At 63.3% G+C, this 15,357-nt stretch carries 14 protein-coding genes and 1 pseudogene; 5 read left to right on the forward strand and 10 right to left on the reverse strand.

All coding sequences use genetic code 11. The features are described from left to right. Nucleotides 1–38: 38 nt before the first annotated feature. The 3 genes from AC3CB8_RS29345 to AC3CB8_RS29355 are packed head-to-tail and all read left to right on the forward strand — an operon-like array spanning nt 39 to nt 1,278. Nucleotides 39–809: a hypothetical protein gene (locus tag AC3CB8_RS29345; RefSeq protein WP_023793724.1), complete on the forward strand. Its 771-nt coding sequence runs from the start codon at nt 39–41 to the stop codon at nt 807–809. Beyond that, complete coding sequence (locus tag AC3CB8_RS29350; protein WP_023770652.1) at nt 809–982, forward strand: hypothetical protein; 174 nt, start codon at nt 809–811, stop codon at nt 980–982. The genes AC3CB8_RS29345 and AC3CB8_RS29350 overlap by 1 nt, the downstream gene beginning before the upstream one ends. Next, complete coding sequence (locus tag AC3CB8_RS29355) at nt 979–1,278, forward strand: trypsin-like serine protease (protein WP_023770653.1); 300 nt, start codon at nt 979–981, stop codon at nt 1,276–1,278. The genes AC3CB8_RS29350 and AC3CB8_RS29355 overlap by 4 nt, the downstream gene beginning before the upstream one ends. Nucleotides 1,279–1,350: 72 nt before the next feature. On the opposite strand, the pseudogene mgrA reads toward AC3CB8_RS29355, so the two are convergent. The 7 genes and pseudogenes from mgrA to AC3CB8_RS29390 all read right to left on the reverse strand — a co-directional run bounded on the left by mgrA (nt 1,351) and on the right by AC3CB8_RS29390 (nt 8,759). Next, a pseudogene (gene mgrA, locus AC3CB8_RS29360) lies at nt 1,351–2,396 on the reverse strand (L-glyceraldehyde 3-phosphate reductase). 131 nt (nt 2,397–2,527) lie between these two features. Further along, entirely contained in the window at nt 2,528–3,685 is a 1,158-nt protein-coding gene (locus tag AC3CB8_RS29365; protein ID WP_023770655.1) for a Gfo/Idh/MocA family protein, read from the reverse strand. Between the two features lie 11 nt (nt 3,686–3,696). Further along, nucleotides 3,697–4,443 (reverse strand): sugar phosphate isomerase/epimerase family protein, encoded by a 747-nt coding sequence (locus AC3CB8_RS29370; RefSeq protein ID WP_023793720.1) that lies wholly within the window; start codon nt 4,441–4,443, stop codon nt 3,697–3,699. Nucleotides 4,444–4,498: 55 nt separating this feature from the next. Further along, a complete protein-coding gene (locus AC3CB8_RS29375) occupies nt 4,499–5,602 on the reverse strand; it encodes an ABC transporter ATP-binding protein (RefSeq protein WP_023781074.1) in 1,104 nt (367 codons plus the stop codon). Next, a complete protein-coding gene (locus AC3CB8_RS29380) occupies nt 5,602–6,537 on the reverse strand; it encodes a carbohydrate ABC transporter permease (RefSeq protein WP_023770658.1) in 936 nt (311 codons plus the stop codon). The genes AC3CB8_RS29375 and AC3CB8_RS29380 overlap by 1 nt, the downstream gene beginning before the upstream one ends. After that, complete coding sequence (locus tag AC3CB8_RS29385; protein ID WP_023770659.1) at nt 6,530–7,423, reverse strand: carbohydrate ABC transporter permease; 894 nt, start codon at nt 7,421–7,423, stop codon at nt 6,530–6,532. Before AC3CB8_RS29385 ends, AC3CB8_RS29380 begins: the two co-directional genes overlap by 8 nt. Nucleotides 7,424–7,520: 97 nt before the next feature. Continuing rightward, nucleotides 7,521–8,759, reverse strand: coding sequence for an ABC transporter substrate-binding protein (locus AC3CB8_RS29390; RefSeq protein ID WP_352566017.1), 1,239 nt, complete (start codon nt 8,757–8,759; stop codon nt 7,521–7,523). A gap of 400 nt (nt 8,760–9,159) precedes the next feature. On the opposite strand from AC3CB8_RS29390, the gene AC3CB8_RS29395 reads away from it, so the two are divergent. Beyond that, complete coding sequence (locus AC3CB8_RS29395; protein WP_023770661.1) at nt 9,160–10,209, forward strand: LacI family transcriptional regulator; 1,050 nt, start codon at nt 9,160–9,162, stop codon at nt 10,207–10,209. On the opposite strand, the gene AC3CB8_RS29400 is transcribed toward AC3CB8_RS29395, so the two are convergent. Then, the gene (locus AC3CB8_RS29400; RefSeq protein WP_352566015.1) at nt 10,191–11,063 is read right to left on the reverse strand and encodes an NAD(P)H-dependent oxidoreductase; all 873 of its coding nucleotides are present in this window, start codon (nt 11,061–11,063) and stop codon (nt 10,191–10,193) included. The two genes, AC3CB8_RS29395 and AC3CB8_RS29400, sit on opposite strands and share 19 nt — an antisense overlap. A 95-nt stretch (nt 11,064–11,158) precedes the next feature. Between AC3CB8_RS29400 and AC3CB8_RS29405 the strand changes: the two genes are divergently transcribed. Further along, complete coding sequence (locus AC3CB8_RS29405) at nt 11,159–12,091, forward strand: LysR family transcriptional regulator (protein WP_352566013.1); 933 nt, start codon at nt 11,159–11,161, stop codon at nt 12,089–12,091. Between the two features lie 52 nt (nt 12,092–12,143). Here the strand turns inward: AC3CB8_RS29405 and gndA are convergent, their stop codons facing one another. Then, nucleotides 12,144–13,568, reverse strand: coding sequence for an NADP-dependent phosphogluconate dehydrogenase (gndA, locus tag AC3CB8_RS29410; protein WP_352566011.1), 1,425 nt, complete (start codon nt 13,566–13,568; stop codon nt 12,144–12,146). A gap of 116 nt (nt 13,569–13,684) precedes the next feature. Then, nucleotides 13,685–15,319, reverse strand: coding sequence for a copper resistance CopC/CopD family protein (locus tag AC3CB8_RS29415; RefSeq protein ID WP_352566009.1), 1,635 nt, complete (start codon nt 15,317–15,319; stop codon nt 13,685–13,687). Nucleotides 15,320–15,357: the final 38 nt, after the last annotated feature.

Raw genomic sequence — 15,357 nt, forward strand, 5'->3', positions numbered from 1 at the left:
CGTCAAGCCGGTCGAGTTCGACAGGGCCCGCGCTCAAAGTGGCCGACATCCCTGCCAATGCCTATGCACGGCTGGCCGAAATCGCCGTCGACTACAAGCTCGCCGTCGCGCGGCCCGCCGTGACGAAGGGACTGGAGAAGGAAAAAGCACTCGTCAATTCGGTTCTCGACGAACTGGCCGCGGCCAAGGAGACCGGCTTTACCATCGAACTGGTCGATCCGGGCAAGAGCGCGGAACTGCGCTTCGCGGTGATGCGCGAGAATGCCATTGCCGGCGCCGACAAGAACGCGACCGACAAGCCGGCCCTATGGTTCCTGCCGGCCTCGGGCGACGTGACCTTGAAGGATGGCGGCAGGCCGCCGCTGATCATCATCCACCCCGACGATCGCAAGAAGCTGGTCGATGCGACGACCACGAATTTGCGCACTATCTTCCGGGCCACCGGGCTTTCCAGGCTCGCGGCGGCCTCGGACTACAAGCCCGAGGAGGTCGACGTGCAATTCCACGTCAAGCGTCGCGACGGCGACGGGCTGGAGCCGTTGCAGGCCTCGGTGGTGCCACGCGTCTCGCCTGGCGACGAGGTGCACGTGCTGGCGAAGAACAGCTCGGACCAGCTGGTCGACATCAATGTGCTCTATGTCGGCAGCGACTATTCGATCACCCACATCGTTGCCGAGCGGCTGGCGCCGCAGGCCACGCTCGAGATTGGTGCCGACATCCTGCTTCAGCGTTACGATGCAGAGATCCCACGGGACCACCGTCACCGGCTGGGGCAAGATGCAGGACGGCACCCTTTCCAACCACGCTGATGGTCGCCGATCTCGATCTTCAGCCGAACGGTGCCTGCAACAGCGGCATCAAGGCCATCTATGCGCATGACCTGAAAGCGGCCCTCGGAGACCTGTCGCACCGCATGCGCTATTCGGAAAAGGGCATCGATGCCGCGGCCAATGCGATTGCCGCCGACATGACCCACCCGTGACCGGCAACATGATCTGCGCGGGCACCACCAGCGGTGTGCGTGACGCTTGCAATGGCGACAGCGGCGGCCCGCTCTTCATGACCGTCGCCGGCGGCCCGGTCCAGGTCGGCGTCGTCAGTTGGGGTGAAGGTCCGGCTGACGGCAGCGCCGCCTGCGGCCACAAGGACGCCTATGGCATCTACACCCGACTGGCCAACTACACCGCCTGGATCGATGAGAAGATGAAGACCAAGGCTCCAGCGCCCGAAAAACCCAAGGCCGGGCTCGGCACCGCCCAGAAGCCAAAGTCCCCCTGAAGCGGCCGCTTCGGATTGCAATGAAGAACGGCGGGATCCCGCCGTTCTTGCCTGCCGGCTTGCCAAGCGAGCCTATTTCCTCGGCGGGCCTTTGCGTTCGGCGGAAGCAGCCCACAGATTGATGTCGGACTCGCGCGCGTATGTATCGATTTCGGCAAGTTCGACGTCGCTGAAGTCGAGCACCTTCAGCGCCCCGACGCAGTCCTCGACCTGCTCGGGCCGGCTGGCGCCGATCAGCGCCGAGGTAACCGGCCCCTGCGCAGCACCCAGGCCAAGGCCATCTGGGCCAGCGTCTGGCCGCGCTTGCCGGCGATCGCGTTGAGCGCCTTGATGTTGGCAATGGTGCGGTCGTTGATGAAAGCAGTCTTCAGCGACTTGCCCTGGGAGGCCCGGCTGCCATCGGGAATGCCGCCGAGATATTTGTCGGTCAGCATCCCTTGCGCCAACGGCGAGAACACGATGGAGCCGACGCCGAGCCCCTCGAGCGTGTCGAGCAGTCCGTCCTCCTCGACCCAGCGGTTCAGCATCGAATAGCTCGGCTGATGGATGACGCAGGGCGTACCGAGTTGCCTCAATATGTCGGCGGCCTCGCGGGTGCGCTGCGAGTTGTAGGACGAGATGCCGGCGTAGAGCGCCTTGCCCGAACGCACCGCATGGTCGAGCGCGCCCATGGTTTCTTCGAGCGGCGTATCGGGATCGAAGCGGTGCGAGTAGAAGATGTCGACATAATCGAGGCCCATTCGCTTCAGGCTCTGGTCGAGGCTGGCCAGCATGTATTTGCGCCCGCCCCATTCGCCGTAGGGGCCGGCCCACATTTCGTACCCGGCCTTGGTCGAGATGATCAGTTCGTCGCGATAGGCGGCAAAATCGGTACGCAGTATCTCGCCGAAAGCGGTCTCGGCCGAGCCGGGAGGCGGCCCATAATTGTTGGCGAGGTCGAAATGGGTGATGCCAAGATCGAAGGCCTTGCGGACGATCGCCTGCTTGGTCCGATGCGGCGTGTCGTCGCCGAAATTGTGCCACAGCCCCAGCGAGATCGCCGGCAGCTTGAGGCCGGACCGACCGCAGCGGTTGTAGATCATTTTCTCGTAGCGGTTTTCAGCGGCGATATAGGGCATGGGGAAATCCTCGAAACTGAACGGACAGGTACCGTCATCGCAGAGGCGATGACATGCCCCATAACCCATCCTTACCCCCTCCCCTGAGGAACGGGGAGAGGGTAAAGCAAAATTATCGATAATCCACGCGACTACTTCTTCTTGGCCAGCAGCTCCTTGGCCGGCTTGACGCCAAGCGCGGCCGGACGCTCGCAAGTGGTCTGCATGGCGACGAACTTGCCGGTTTCGCCGGAGCGCAGCAGGCCGGTCATGACATCGACGGCATGCAGCGCGAGTTCCATCGAGCAGCGGTGCGGCCGCCCTTCGGCGATCGCCAGCGCCATGTCGGCCAGGCCCGCCGTGCGGTAATTGGCCATCATGCCTTGGCCATGCATCTCATTGGGAATGCCAAGCGGATGCTTCCATTTCGGCAGCTTCTTGACCGGCTTGCCTTCCTCGGTGAAGCGCACGTCGCCGCCGAAGAAGTTCGGATCCGGCACAAACACCGTCCCGGCCTCGCCATAGAGTTCCATCGGCGCGTGGCCGTGAGCCCACACATCCCAGCTGGTGTTCAGCGTCACCACGGCGCCGTTCTCGAATTCCAGCAGGCCATGGATCGTGGTCGGCGTGTTGACTGGGATTTTTTCGCCTGCGCGCGGCTTTGAGCTGATGGTCCGTTCCTTGGCCGGAGTCGTAGCGAAGGCCGCCACCTGCTTCACCGGCCCGATCAGCTGAATCAAATTCGTGATGTAGTACGGTCCGATGTCGAGTACCGGTCCCGCGCCGGGCTGGAAGAAGAAGTCGGGATTAGGGTGCCAATGCTCCATGCCGTGGCCCATGACGTGGCAGGTGCCGCTGGTGATCTTGCCAAGCTTCCCCTCGTCGATCAGTTCGCGCACCAGCTGGTGCGCGCCGCCCAGGAAGGTGTCCGGCGCCGAGCCGATGCGCAGCCCCTTCTTCTGCGCCCGCGCCTTGAGATCCTGGCCCTCCTTGAGCGACAGCACGAACGGCTTCTCGGAATAGACATGCTTGCCGGCATCGAGCACCTGCTTCGACACCTCGTAGTGCACGGCCGGAATGGTCAGGTTGACGATGATGTCGATATCGTCGGCCTTGAGCAGATCCTCGACGGTTTCGGCGCGCAGCTTGAATTCCTTAGCCCGCGCCCTGGCCGCGTCCATGTTGATATCGGCGCAGGCGCGCATCTCGATGCCGCGAAACAGCGGCGCCAGCGAAAAGTACGCCTTCGAGATGTTGCCGCAGCCGATGACGCCAACACCCAGTTTCCCAGTACCCAGCTTCTTTGCCATGGTGGTTGTTCCTAGTAGCTCTTGACGGTTGCGATCGAGCGGCGGGCGAAGCGTTCGATGTCGTTGGGATTGTCTTGTTCCATGACAAAGTATTTCGCCGCGCTCTTGGCCCGCAGCACCTTGATCAGGCCGGCCCAATCGATCGTGCCGTGGCCGACATCCGACCAGCCATCCTCATCCAGCCCCTCGCCCGCCTTCGCCATGTCCTTGACATGGACGGCGACGATGCGCTGGCCGTGCTTTTCGATCCAGGGCAGCGGATCGGAGCCGCCGCGCACCACCCAGGCGACGTCCATTTCCCAGCCGATATTGGGCGCGGACGACAGGATATGATCCTGCGGCACCGAGCCGTCGGGGAGCGTCTTGAACTCGAAATCATGGTTGTGCCAAGCGAAGCCATAGCCGGCCTTCGACGCGACCTCGCCGACCTTGGCCAGGCGCTCGCCGAAACCGCGCCAGCCGGCGGCGTCGGATGGCCTGTCCTCGGCCATCAGATAGGGACAGATCAAAAGCTTGACGCCGAGCGTTTCCGCGATCCGGCGCACGCCGTCGAAATCATTCTCCAGCGCATCGATTGAAAAATGCCCGGTCGGCATGGCAAGGCCGTTCTTGTCGAGCTCGGCGCGGAAGGCCTTGGGATCGTCATAGACGCCGCCGAACCCTTCGACCTCGGCGTAGCCGAGCTTGCCGAGCATTTCGAGCACATCGGTCCAAGGCAAGAAATTGCGGGCGCTGTAAAGTTGGAATGACCAGTTCATCATCTCTGTCCGTTCTGCTTGGGGATTGTCTTTGGGAGGATGGTTTTCTTGGGAGCTACATGCGGTTGCCGGATGGAGTATCGAACAGCGAGGCGCGGGCAGGATCAAAGCCGATCCGGATCGGGTCGCCATTGCGCAGCGTCTTTTCCGCCTCGACACGGAACGAAAAAATGCGGCTGCCGAGCTTCGTCCACACCAGCGTATCGGAGCCCATCGGCTCGACGATCTCGACGGCGGCATCGGTGGCAAAGGGCATCGAATTCGCGGCCTCGCCAAAGGCAACGTGCTCGGGCCGAATCCCGAACACGCAAGGCCCGCTCTTGTTGCCGGCGCCGTCGAAGGCATAGCGATCGAGCGGTATGGCCAAATCCCCGGTCTTGAACACCGCCGTCGTGCCAGCCTCCAACTGACCCTCGACGAAATTCATCGCAGGCGAACCGAGGAAGCCGGCGACAAACCGGTTGACCGGGCGGTTGTAGATGGTCTGCGGGGCGTCGAGCTGCTGGATGACGCCGCCCTTCATCACCGCGATACGGTCGGCCAGCGTCATCGCCTCGATCTGGTCGTGGGTGACATAGATCATCGTGTTCTGCAACTTGCGGTGCAGAAGCTTGATCTCGACGCGCAGCTCCGAACGCAGCTTGGCATCGAGATTGGACAGCGGTTCGTCGAACAGGAAGACGTCGACATCGCGCACCAGCGCCCTCCCGATTGCCACGCGCTGACGCTGGCCGCCGGAGAGTGCCGCCGGCTTGCGCTGCAGCAACGGCTCGATCTGCAGGATCTCGGCGGCGCGCGCGATGCGCTTGGCGATCTCGTCCTTGGCGATGCCGGCGACACGCAGCCCGAACGACAGGTTCTTCTCCACCGTCATTTGCGGATAGAGCGCATAGGACTGGAAGACCATGCCGATGCCGCGGTCCTTGGGCTCTTCCCAGGTGACGTTCTTGCCCTTGATGAAGATGCGGCCTTCCGAAATGTCGAGCAGACCGGCGATGCAGTTGAGCAAGGTAGACTTGCCGCAGCCGGAAGGCCCGAGCAGCACGATGAACTCGCCTTCGGCGACATCGAGATTGAGCGTCTGCAGCACCGAGACCGCGCCGAAGTTCAGCGACAGATCCTGGATCGAAACGCTGGTGCCGTTCGCCGCCATCGCCATCACCCTTTCACCGCGCCGGCGGCGATGCCGCGCACGAACAATTTGCCGGAAATGAAATAGACGATCAGCGGCACCAACCCGGTCAGGATGGTGGCGGCCATGTTGACGTTGTATTCCTTCACGCCTTGCACCGAGTTGACGATGTTGTTGAGCTGCACCGTCATCGGATAGGTGTCGGGACGGGTGTAGACGACGCCGAACAGGAAGTCGTTCCAGATCCCGGTCACCTGCAGGATGACGGCGACGACGAAGATCGGCAGCGACATCGGCAGCATGATGCGCAGGTAGATGCCCCAGAAGCCGGCGCCATCGACGCGCGCCGCCCGGAATAGCTCCTCCGGCATGGAGGTGAAATAATTGCGAAACAGAAGCGTCAGGATCGGCATGCCGAAAATGGAATGCACGATCACCAGGCCGGTAAGGCTGCCATAGAGGCCGATTTCGCGCAGGATGATGACGATCGGATAGATCATCACCTGATAGGGAATGAAGGCGCCGACGATCAGGATGACGAAGAAGGTGTCGGCGCCCTTGAAACGCCAGTTGGCCAGCGCGTAGCCGTTCACCGAGGCGATGGCGATCGACAGGATCACCGAGGGAACGGTGATGCGCACCGAATTCCAGAACCCGCGCGAGAGCCCGTCGCAATTGAGGCCGGTGCAGGCCTGCGACCACGCCTTGACCCAGGGCTCGAAGGTGATCTCGAGCGGCGGCGAGAAAATGTTGCCGAGGCGGATCTCCGGCATGCCCTTCAGCGAAGTGACGACCATCACATAGAGCGGCAGGAGATAGTAGAGCGCCACGACGATGAGTGTGCCGTACAGGAAAATGTTACGGCGCGAGAACATATGCCGCGGCTTTGGTCCGCTCGGGCCGGAGGCGCCAGCCCGGAGGTCTGACGACGTGGCGGACAAGGAGACGGCATGATCAGACACGCTTGCGGCCTCCGAATTCGAGATAGGCCCACGGCACGATGACGATCATCACCGACAGCAGCATCATGGTCGAGGCGGCAAAGCCCTGGCCGAGATTCTGGGCGAAGAACATGTAGTCGTAGACGTATTTGGCCGGCACTTCGGAGGCGATGCCCGGCCCGCCGCTGGTTTGCGCGACGACGAGGTCATAGACCTTGACGATGCCGGACGCGATGATCACCAGCGTGGTGATGAAAACCGGCCGCATCATCGGGATGATGATGAACAGATAAGTCTTCCACATGGGAATGCCGTCCACCCGTGCGGCCTTCCAGATGTCCTCGTCGATGCCGCGCAGGCCCGCCAGCATCAGGCACATGATCAGCCCCGTGCCTTGCCAAAGCGCCGCGATCGATATGCCGTAGATGACGATGCTGGAATTGTAGAGCGGATTAAAGTCGAAGCTGGTCCAGCCGAGGCCTCGTACCACGCCCTGGACGCCGAAATCCGGATTGAGCAGCCACTGCCATACAAGGCCGGTGACGATGAAGGAGAGCGCAAAGGGGTAGAGAAAGATGGTCCGGAACGTGTCCTCGAAACGGATCTTCTGGTCGAGCAGGGCCGCCAGCAGAAAACCGATCACCAGCGAGAACACCAGTGAGATCACACCGTAGATCAAGAGATTCTCGATCGAAATCAGCCAGCGCGGCGTCGCCCACAACCGGTAGTACTGGTCGAGCCCGACGAAATTCAGCCGCGGCAGCAGTTTCGAATTGGTGAAGGAGTAGAGCACCGTCCATGCGGTGCCACCGACAAAGACCACCATCGCGGTGAGGATCATCGGGATCGACGCGACCTTCGCATTGAGATTGCGGAAAAGTTGGCTCGGGCGTTCGCTCTTGCTCATCGGTACAGCCGTGCTGGATCGGATAAGGGCGGAAAGTCAGCACGCCTTGGCTCCCGGCCCTGCCTGGCAAGGTCGGGAGCGGACGGCTCCTCAGTCGTCAATCAGCCGAAGCGATGATGTCGGCGAAGCGCTTCTGCGCCTCTTCAAGGCTCATATCGGGCTTGGCGAAGAACTCCGAGAACAGGTCCTCCTTCTGCTTCTGGCTGTCCTGCGAGAGCAGCTGGTCCGTCCATGGGATGACCGCGCCCTTGGCCAGGATGGCAAGGCCTTTCTTCATGCAATCATTGGCCGCGTTGAGGTCGACGTCGCCGCGCACCGGCAGCGAGCCCTTCTTGAGGTTGAAGGCGACCTGGGTCTTGGGATCAAGCAGCGTCTGCGCCAGCACCTCCTGCGCCTTGGACTTGTCGGCGTCCTTGAGCAGCGGGAAATAGAAGGCGTCGCCGCCGGTTGCGATGACCTCGTTCAGGCCGAGGCCGGGAAGGCAGGTGTAGTCCTTGCCGGCGGTCTTGCCGGCGACCTGGAACTCGCCCTGAGCCCAGTCACCCATGATCTGCCCACCGGCCTTGCCAGTGATGACCATGTTGGTGGCCTGGTTCCAGTCCTGCACATTCGTGTTCTTGGCCATCTTGCGCGCATCGTCGGCCGCCTTGAACACCTTGGCGACTTCAGGACCGGCCGCGAACTTGGCGTCCTTGTCCTTGTAGACCTTGAGGAAGGTGTCGGTTCCGCCGACCGCGGCAAGCAGCACGTCGAAGGCGCCCGATGCCTGCCAGGCCTGTCCGCCGACCGCGAGCGGCACGATGCCGGCTTTCTCCAGCGCCGGAGCGGCGGCCACATACTCATTCCAGTCCTTCGGCACAGGCACGCCGGCCTTCTCGAACGCCGCGTTCGACAGCCACAGCCACTGCCAGGAATGGATGTTGACCGGCACGCAATAAATCTTGCCGTCGATGGTACAAGAGTCGAGCAGGCTCTTGGGCCGTACCACATCCGTCCACTTGCCCTTAGTGGCGACATCGGTGAGGTCGCGCATGAGGCCAGCCTGAACCAGCTCTTCTGCTTGCCTGCCGTGATTGAACTGCGTGGCCCCCATCGGATCGCCGCCGGTGATGCGGCTGATCATGATCGGCCGCGCCGTGCCGCCGGATCCGGCGATGGCGCCGTCGACCCAGTGATTGCCGGTGGCGTCGAACGCCTTGGCGAGTTCGGCGACGGCCGCCGCCTCGCCGCCGGAGGTCCACCAATGGGTCACTTCCAGATCGGTCGCGGCCGCCGGCCCGGCAAAGTTGAGCGCAACAGTCGCGGCCAAGGCAGCGGTCAGGAATTTGTATCGCATTTCGGCTTCCTCCCAGAAATCTGAAACGTTACAGATTTTCGATACGGCAATTGAAGCCCGTACGCAACCCCTTCCGGCAAGTGTCACTCCGACATTTTTCGAGCTACGAACAGAATCACTCGCTGTCGCGACATTGTGCGACGCAATATGCAGAAATGCTCCGCGCCCTAGGCAAAAGCAGCAAGAAACTTGCTAGGATCACGCTTCCCTCTGAATCCCAACGGTTTTTCGCCACGCGGTTGACGGGGTCTTTTTGCCTCCGCCAGCACCAGTTTTACACTGATCGTGACAGCTGTAACGTTTCAGTATATTCCTTCCACCGTAGGTGACGCGCCATGGGGAGCGGCCGCAACATTGCCGGGCTGCTCGGCTGCTGCTATGCGCCTGATGGGCGGGACGGATGGACAAAGAGCGCAAGGCCAAGGATGACGAGGCGACGGCACAGGAGCGGCCGACGCTGAAGACGCTTGCCTTCATGACCGGACTTGGCGTCACCACCGTCTCACGGGCCTTGAAGGACGCGCCCGAGATCGGCGCCGAGACCAGGCGCCGCGTCCAGCTCGTGGCCAAGCAGATCGGCTATCGGCCGAACCGCGCCGGCGTGCGCCTCAGGACCGGCAAGACCAATGTCATCAGCCTCGTGCTCAACACCGAGCACGAACTCATGAGCTTCGTCTCCGACATCATCTATGGCGTCACGGAAGTCATCGCCGACACGCCCTACCACCTGATCGTGACACCATATTCGCGCTCGCAGGATCCGCTGGATCCGGTGCGCTATCTCGTGGAGACAGGCTCCGCCGACGGCGTCATCATTTCACGCACGCAGCCGAACGATCCCCGCGCCCGCTACATGTTGGAGCGCGGCATTCCCTTCGCGACCCACGGCCGAACCGATATGGGGCTCGTGCATCCCTATCATGATTTCAACAATTACGCCTTCGCGGCCGAGGCGGTGCGCCATCTCGCCGGCCTGGGCCGCCGCCGGCTCGCTTTGGTGACGCCGCCGGTGGGTTTGAGCTACTACCGCCACACGGTCAACGGCTTTGCCGACGCTCTGAGCGAAGTGGGCGCCAGCGAGGTGCCGTTCAACACCGTTTCGATCGACCACTCGATCGAACAGATCAGAACCAGGACCGCGCAGCTGATGCGGCGAGACATCAGGCCGGACGGCATCATCAGCAGTGCCGCCGCCGCGACCCTCGCCATCGTCGCCGGCATCGAGGACGCCGGCCTCAAGCTCGGCCGCGACGTCGACGTGGTGTCGAAGCAATCGTCGGAATTGCTGCATCTGTTCAGGCATGAATTACTGGTCGTCAACGAAGACTTCCGCCTTGCCGGGTCGGAACTCGCTCGCTCGGTGCTCGGCTGGATCGGCGGCGCCGCGCCCGGCTCGCTGCAAAGCCTGAGCGAGCCGAAGGGCGTCGTGGCCTATCGACGCTCTGACTGAGCGTCTGCCTGGATCCGAGCGCGCAAATCCACGTCCGTTCCATGAAAGCAGGAACCGTTCTGGTCGGTAGCCCTGCGGTTCACGTGAAGTCCGAAGCCGGCTGCTTCCGGATCGCCTAGTTCGGCACGAAGCTGCATGCTCGGGATCAGATAATCGCCACCATTCTGCCGCCGATAGGGAATGGGCGCCGTGGTCGCCAGTGTCCGCATCCGTTCGCGCAGGCGTTCGGCGACAAGCTCGAAGCCGGCTGCATCGAGACGGTCCGCGCTGTAGACCACGAACGGCGGAAGCACGTCGTAGCCCGGATAATAGAGAATTCCATGATTGATCGGGAACAGCAGGTCGTCGATCGGTCCGTTGACGCCACGGGGGGAATAATGATCCTCCCAGCCGCCGGCTGTCACAATCAGCATCGCTCGCTTGCCCGCGAGTGTGCCCTCGCCGTACCGGTCACCCCATCGCTTGTCGCTATGTTCGCCGACGCCATAGGCGAAGCCGTAGGCGAAGACCCGATCGACCCAGCCTTTCAAAATCGCCGGCATGGTGAACCACCACAGCGGAAACTGCAGGATCAGCGCATCGGCCCAAAGCAGCTTCTCGATCTCGGTCTTGACGTCCGCAGTCAGCGCATTGGACTCGTATGCTTGTTTGGAGGCCACCACCGGCACCAGCCGCGCGTCTGGCGAAAGCTCGGGGAAGTCAGCGCGGTCGACCTCCGATTTCCAACTGTCCACATAGAGGTCGGACACCCGAACCTCGTGGCCTTGAGACTTGAGTTCCTTGACGGCGACGTCACGCAGCGTGCCGTTGAGCGACCGTGGCTCGGGATGGGCAAAGACAAGTAGGACTTTCATGATTTGTCGATCCTCCGTTGGAAACGTTGACCCTGAGATAGCCAGCGGCCGCATCATCCGCTACATGTCGGGAATGAATAATATTCTGCCGATTAATAGATAAATCAGCTGTCACGCTCGAGCGCATGCGCACCTTCGTGCGCGTTGCTGAACGAGGCAGTCTGTCGGCGGTCGCGCGAGAACTCGGGATCGGCCAGTCGACAGTCACGCGCCATTTGAGGGAACTGGAGGACGCCGTCGGGGTCGCCTTGCTCAGCAGGACCACCCGGCGTGTCACGATGACCGATGAGGGCAGCCGCTATTATGCGGACAGCGTGCAGATCCTGCGCCTTGTCGAACAGGCGGGCGATGAGGTTCGCGGCACGCGCGCAGCGCCCGCGGGCACGATCCGGCTCTCCTGCACCGCAGCCATTGGGGTGCTTCATGTCAGCCGGCTTATCTTCGCGTTTCAGGACCGCTATCGCGACATCGGCGTCGATCTCAGCCTCACCGACGAACGCATCGACCTCGTCACGGAAGGCGTCGACATCGCGCTTCGTCTCGGCCCGCTCACCGACAGTTCCATGAAATTGCGGGCGCTCGGCCAATCCCGGCGACTGCTCGTGGGGGCGCCCGGCTATTTCGCTGAACGCGGCAGGCCTGACGGTCCCGGAGACCTGGCCGATCACGAAGGTATCCGGATGTCAAACGTTGCCGGCAGCGACACCCTTGTGCTGCAAGGACCAGACGGCAACCGCCGTACAGTGCCGTTTGCAGGGCGCCTCCGGGTCGACCACGGACTTGCCGCACGCGAAGCCCTGCTCGCCGGGCGCGGCATTGCGCCCGCCCACCAATGGCTTGTCGGCGATCTCCTGGCGTCCGGCCGGCTTGAAGCGATTCTGCCGGACTATGCGCTGCCGTCGGTTCCGCTCAGCATGCTGATCGTCCCCGAACGGGCGGGCATCGCCCGGGTCCGGCTGCTGGTCGATTTTCTTGCCCAACAGATCGGCGGCATCCCCGGGATCGAGAAGCCGCATGTGGAGCGATAAGTATTCCGGAACGGCACAGCCAAGCTAAGCCGGATGTCTCCATGAGCGTGATCTAGCCAGCCGCGCCGCTGCCCCACGGTCCGTGGAACGCGCCCTGCTCGCCGATGCGCTCGAAACCATGCGCCCCGAAGAAGTCGCGCTGCGCCTGGATCAGGTTCGAGGTGCCGCGGCCCTGGCGGTAGCTGTCGAAATAGGCAAGAGCCGAAGACAGGGCAGGCACCGGCGCGCCGGCTTCGGAAGCCCTCGCCACGACCCGCCGCAGCGAGGGATGCGCCTCCTGCATCAAGCTGATGAAGGCTGGCGCCATCAGCAGGTTGGTCGAAGCGCCGCCTCTGAAGGCCTCGGCCATCGTGTCGAGCATCTGCGAGCGGATGATGCAGCCGGCGCGCCAGATCTTGGCGATGGTCGGCATCGGCAGGTTCCAGTTGAACTCCTTCGAAGCGCCGCTCATCACCGCGAAGCCCTGCGCGTAGGCGGCGATCTTGCCGGCGAACAGCGCCAGTTCGAGGTCTTTCAGCAGCGCGTCCTTGTCGCCGGAAATCCTGGTCACGCCGATATTGCCATAGGCCTTTTCAGCCGCCTGCCGTTCGTCCTTGATCGACGACAGCACGCGCGCCGCCACCGCCGCTTCGATCGCGGTCGCCGGAATGCCGAGCTGCTGCGCCTCGATGACGGACCATTTGCCGGTGCCCTTCTGGCCGGCGCGGTCGAGGATGATGTCGACCACCGGCTTGCCGGTCTTCGGATCGTCGGCGGCGAGTACCTTGGCGGTGATCTCGATGAGGTAGGAATTGAGCCGGCCCTTGTTCCAGTTGGAAAATACCGTGCCGATCTCCTTCGGCCCCATGCCGAGGCCGTCACGCAGGATGCCGTAGATTTCGGCGATCATCTGCATGTCGGCATATTCGATGCCGTTATGGATGGTCTTGACGAAATGGCCGGCGCCGTCAGTGCCGAGCCAGGCCGCGCAAGGTTCGTCCTTGAACTTGGCGGAAATGGCGGTCAGCACCTTCTCGACGCGCTTCCAGGAGTCTTCCGTGCCGCCGACCATGATCGAGGGTCCGTGGCGCGCGCCCTCCTCGCCGCCGGAGACACCCATGCCGATGAAGGTCAAACCCGAGCCAGAGAGCTCGGAGAAGCGCCGCATCGTATCGCGGAAATTGGCATTGCCGGCATCGATGACGATATCGTTGTCGGACAGCACGCCACGCAGCGCTTCGATCTGCTCGTCGACCGGCTTGCCGGCCAGCACCATGATGATGATCGGGCGCGGCGGCCGTATCGCGGCGGCGAGTTCCTCAAGGCTGTAGCAGGGGACGACCATGTCCCTGAGCGCACCGGAATTCTCGACGAAAGCGTCGGTGCGGGCCCTTGTGCGGTTGAAGACGGCGATGCGGTGCCCGTGCTCGGCGATGTTCAGCGCCAGGTTGGAGCCCATAGTGCCAAGGCCGATCAGGCCGATTTCGGCTTTTTCCATCGTTTCTTCCCTGCTTTCGGATCTGGTGTTTTCGAGCTTGCGCTCATTGTTGCTTGAATGATTGACGGCCCTACAGGCCCGCGTCAACCGCCTCGCCCAATTGTGTAGCCGGGACGTTACGGTCTGATGTCGACCGGCGCCTCGATCTTCACCATCTCGAAGTCCGAGACCAGGATGTCTATGCGCACCATCCAGCGGCCGGGTACAGGGATGACGAGGTTGTCGACACGCCAGCTGCCGTCGCCGGGCCTGGTGGCCGCGCGCCTCAGCGGTTCGATGCCGGAATCGGGCTTCGACAGCACCAGCGTCACCTCCTTGGCGTCTAGCGGTCCGAAATCGCCGGTCATGATGATCATCGAGGCGACCACCGGCCCAGCATGGCCGGGCGTGATGCTGAGGTCGGCCATCGCCTGCAGCGCGTGGATGTGCAGCGAAACAGGCTGCGCCGCCGCGATCGCCAGTGCTCGTGGCGGCGGCGTGAAGCGCCAGCCCGCGGCGACTCCGAAGATCGCCAGCACGATCAGCACTTCGACGCCGACCGAGCGGGTGAGCCTGCGTTGCACCTCGGTCGCTCCCGCCTCGGCCGAAGCGGTGAGCTTCCAGCGATTGACCGCGGCAAGGGTGAACAGGAAGACCAGCAATGCGAGCTTGACCAGCAGCAGCCGGCCATAGGCTGTGTCGGCCATCGCCGAGAGTGTCTGCACCTGGATCACGGCCAGCACGATGCCTGCCGCGGCAAGCAAGGCCACCACGGGCAGGATTGCCCATGAGAAGTGGTGCAGGAATTCGACGGCGCCCGCCGCTTGACGCTTCAGCGCGAGGCCGAGCGGCACCAAGGCGCCGGCCCAGAAAGCGATGCCGACGCCATGCACGAAGACCAGCGGCCGTGTCAGCCATTGCGGCTCGGCCGCACTGGCATGGCCACTGGCGGCGAGTGCGACGCCGACGCCAGCCAGCCCGGCAAGGGCAAGCGGCCTGGCGGCCGCGCGCGGCCCGGCCAGCGACAGCAGGCCAAGTCCCAAGGCGACCAGGGCGATCAGCACCGTCCAGCCGAAGCTGGTGCCGAGCCCGGTGTCCCAGATCACCGCCTGCGCCAGATGGGAGAGCGGCGCCCCGAGCGCATCGAGACCCTGAAAGCCCAGCGACAAGGGGGCCGCCACCAGCCCGCACAAGATCGCGGCCGTGACAAAGCGCTGGCCGGCACGGCCATCCCCGGCCAGCCAGGCAAAGGCGAACGCGCCGCCAATGCCGAGGAAAAGGCCTATGTAGAGAAAAACCTTGCCGATCCAGATCGCCGACCGCAGCGGCCAGTCAATCGCCTCGGCCACGGCCGGCGGCTCGCTTGGCGCGCCGATGGAAAACAGCAGCGAGCCGCCGACCGGATGGCCGTCGGCGGAAATGACACGCCAACTCAGCACATGCGTGCCGGGTTTGAGTGCCCGCGGATTGTCGATCTCGACCGTCTGATCGCCAAGACGGAAGTCGGTCAGCGGAACCGGGGTGCCGTCGGGCGTCATCAACGTCAGCACCAGCGGCGAGACCGGCTCGCTGAAGGTCAGCGAGAACCGCGCCGGGGCCTGCGCCAGCACCGCACCGTCGGCCGGATCGGTCTTGATCAGCGCCGCATGAGCAAGGGCCTGGCTTGTCGAGGCTATGACGATGAGCGCCATGGCCGCGGCGAGCAGCCCGCCGGCAATCCAGCCGACGAGCTTGCTGTTCGTATCGAGCATCCAGGAAGGTGTTGCGATCATGCCATGCCGTGGGGATGCGGCGCTCCGACAAGCAGAGC

This window comes from Mesorhizobium sp. P160927 (genome assembly GCF_057766385.1).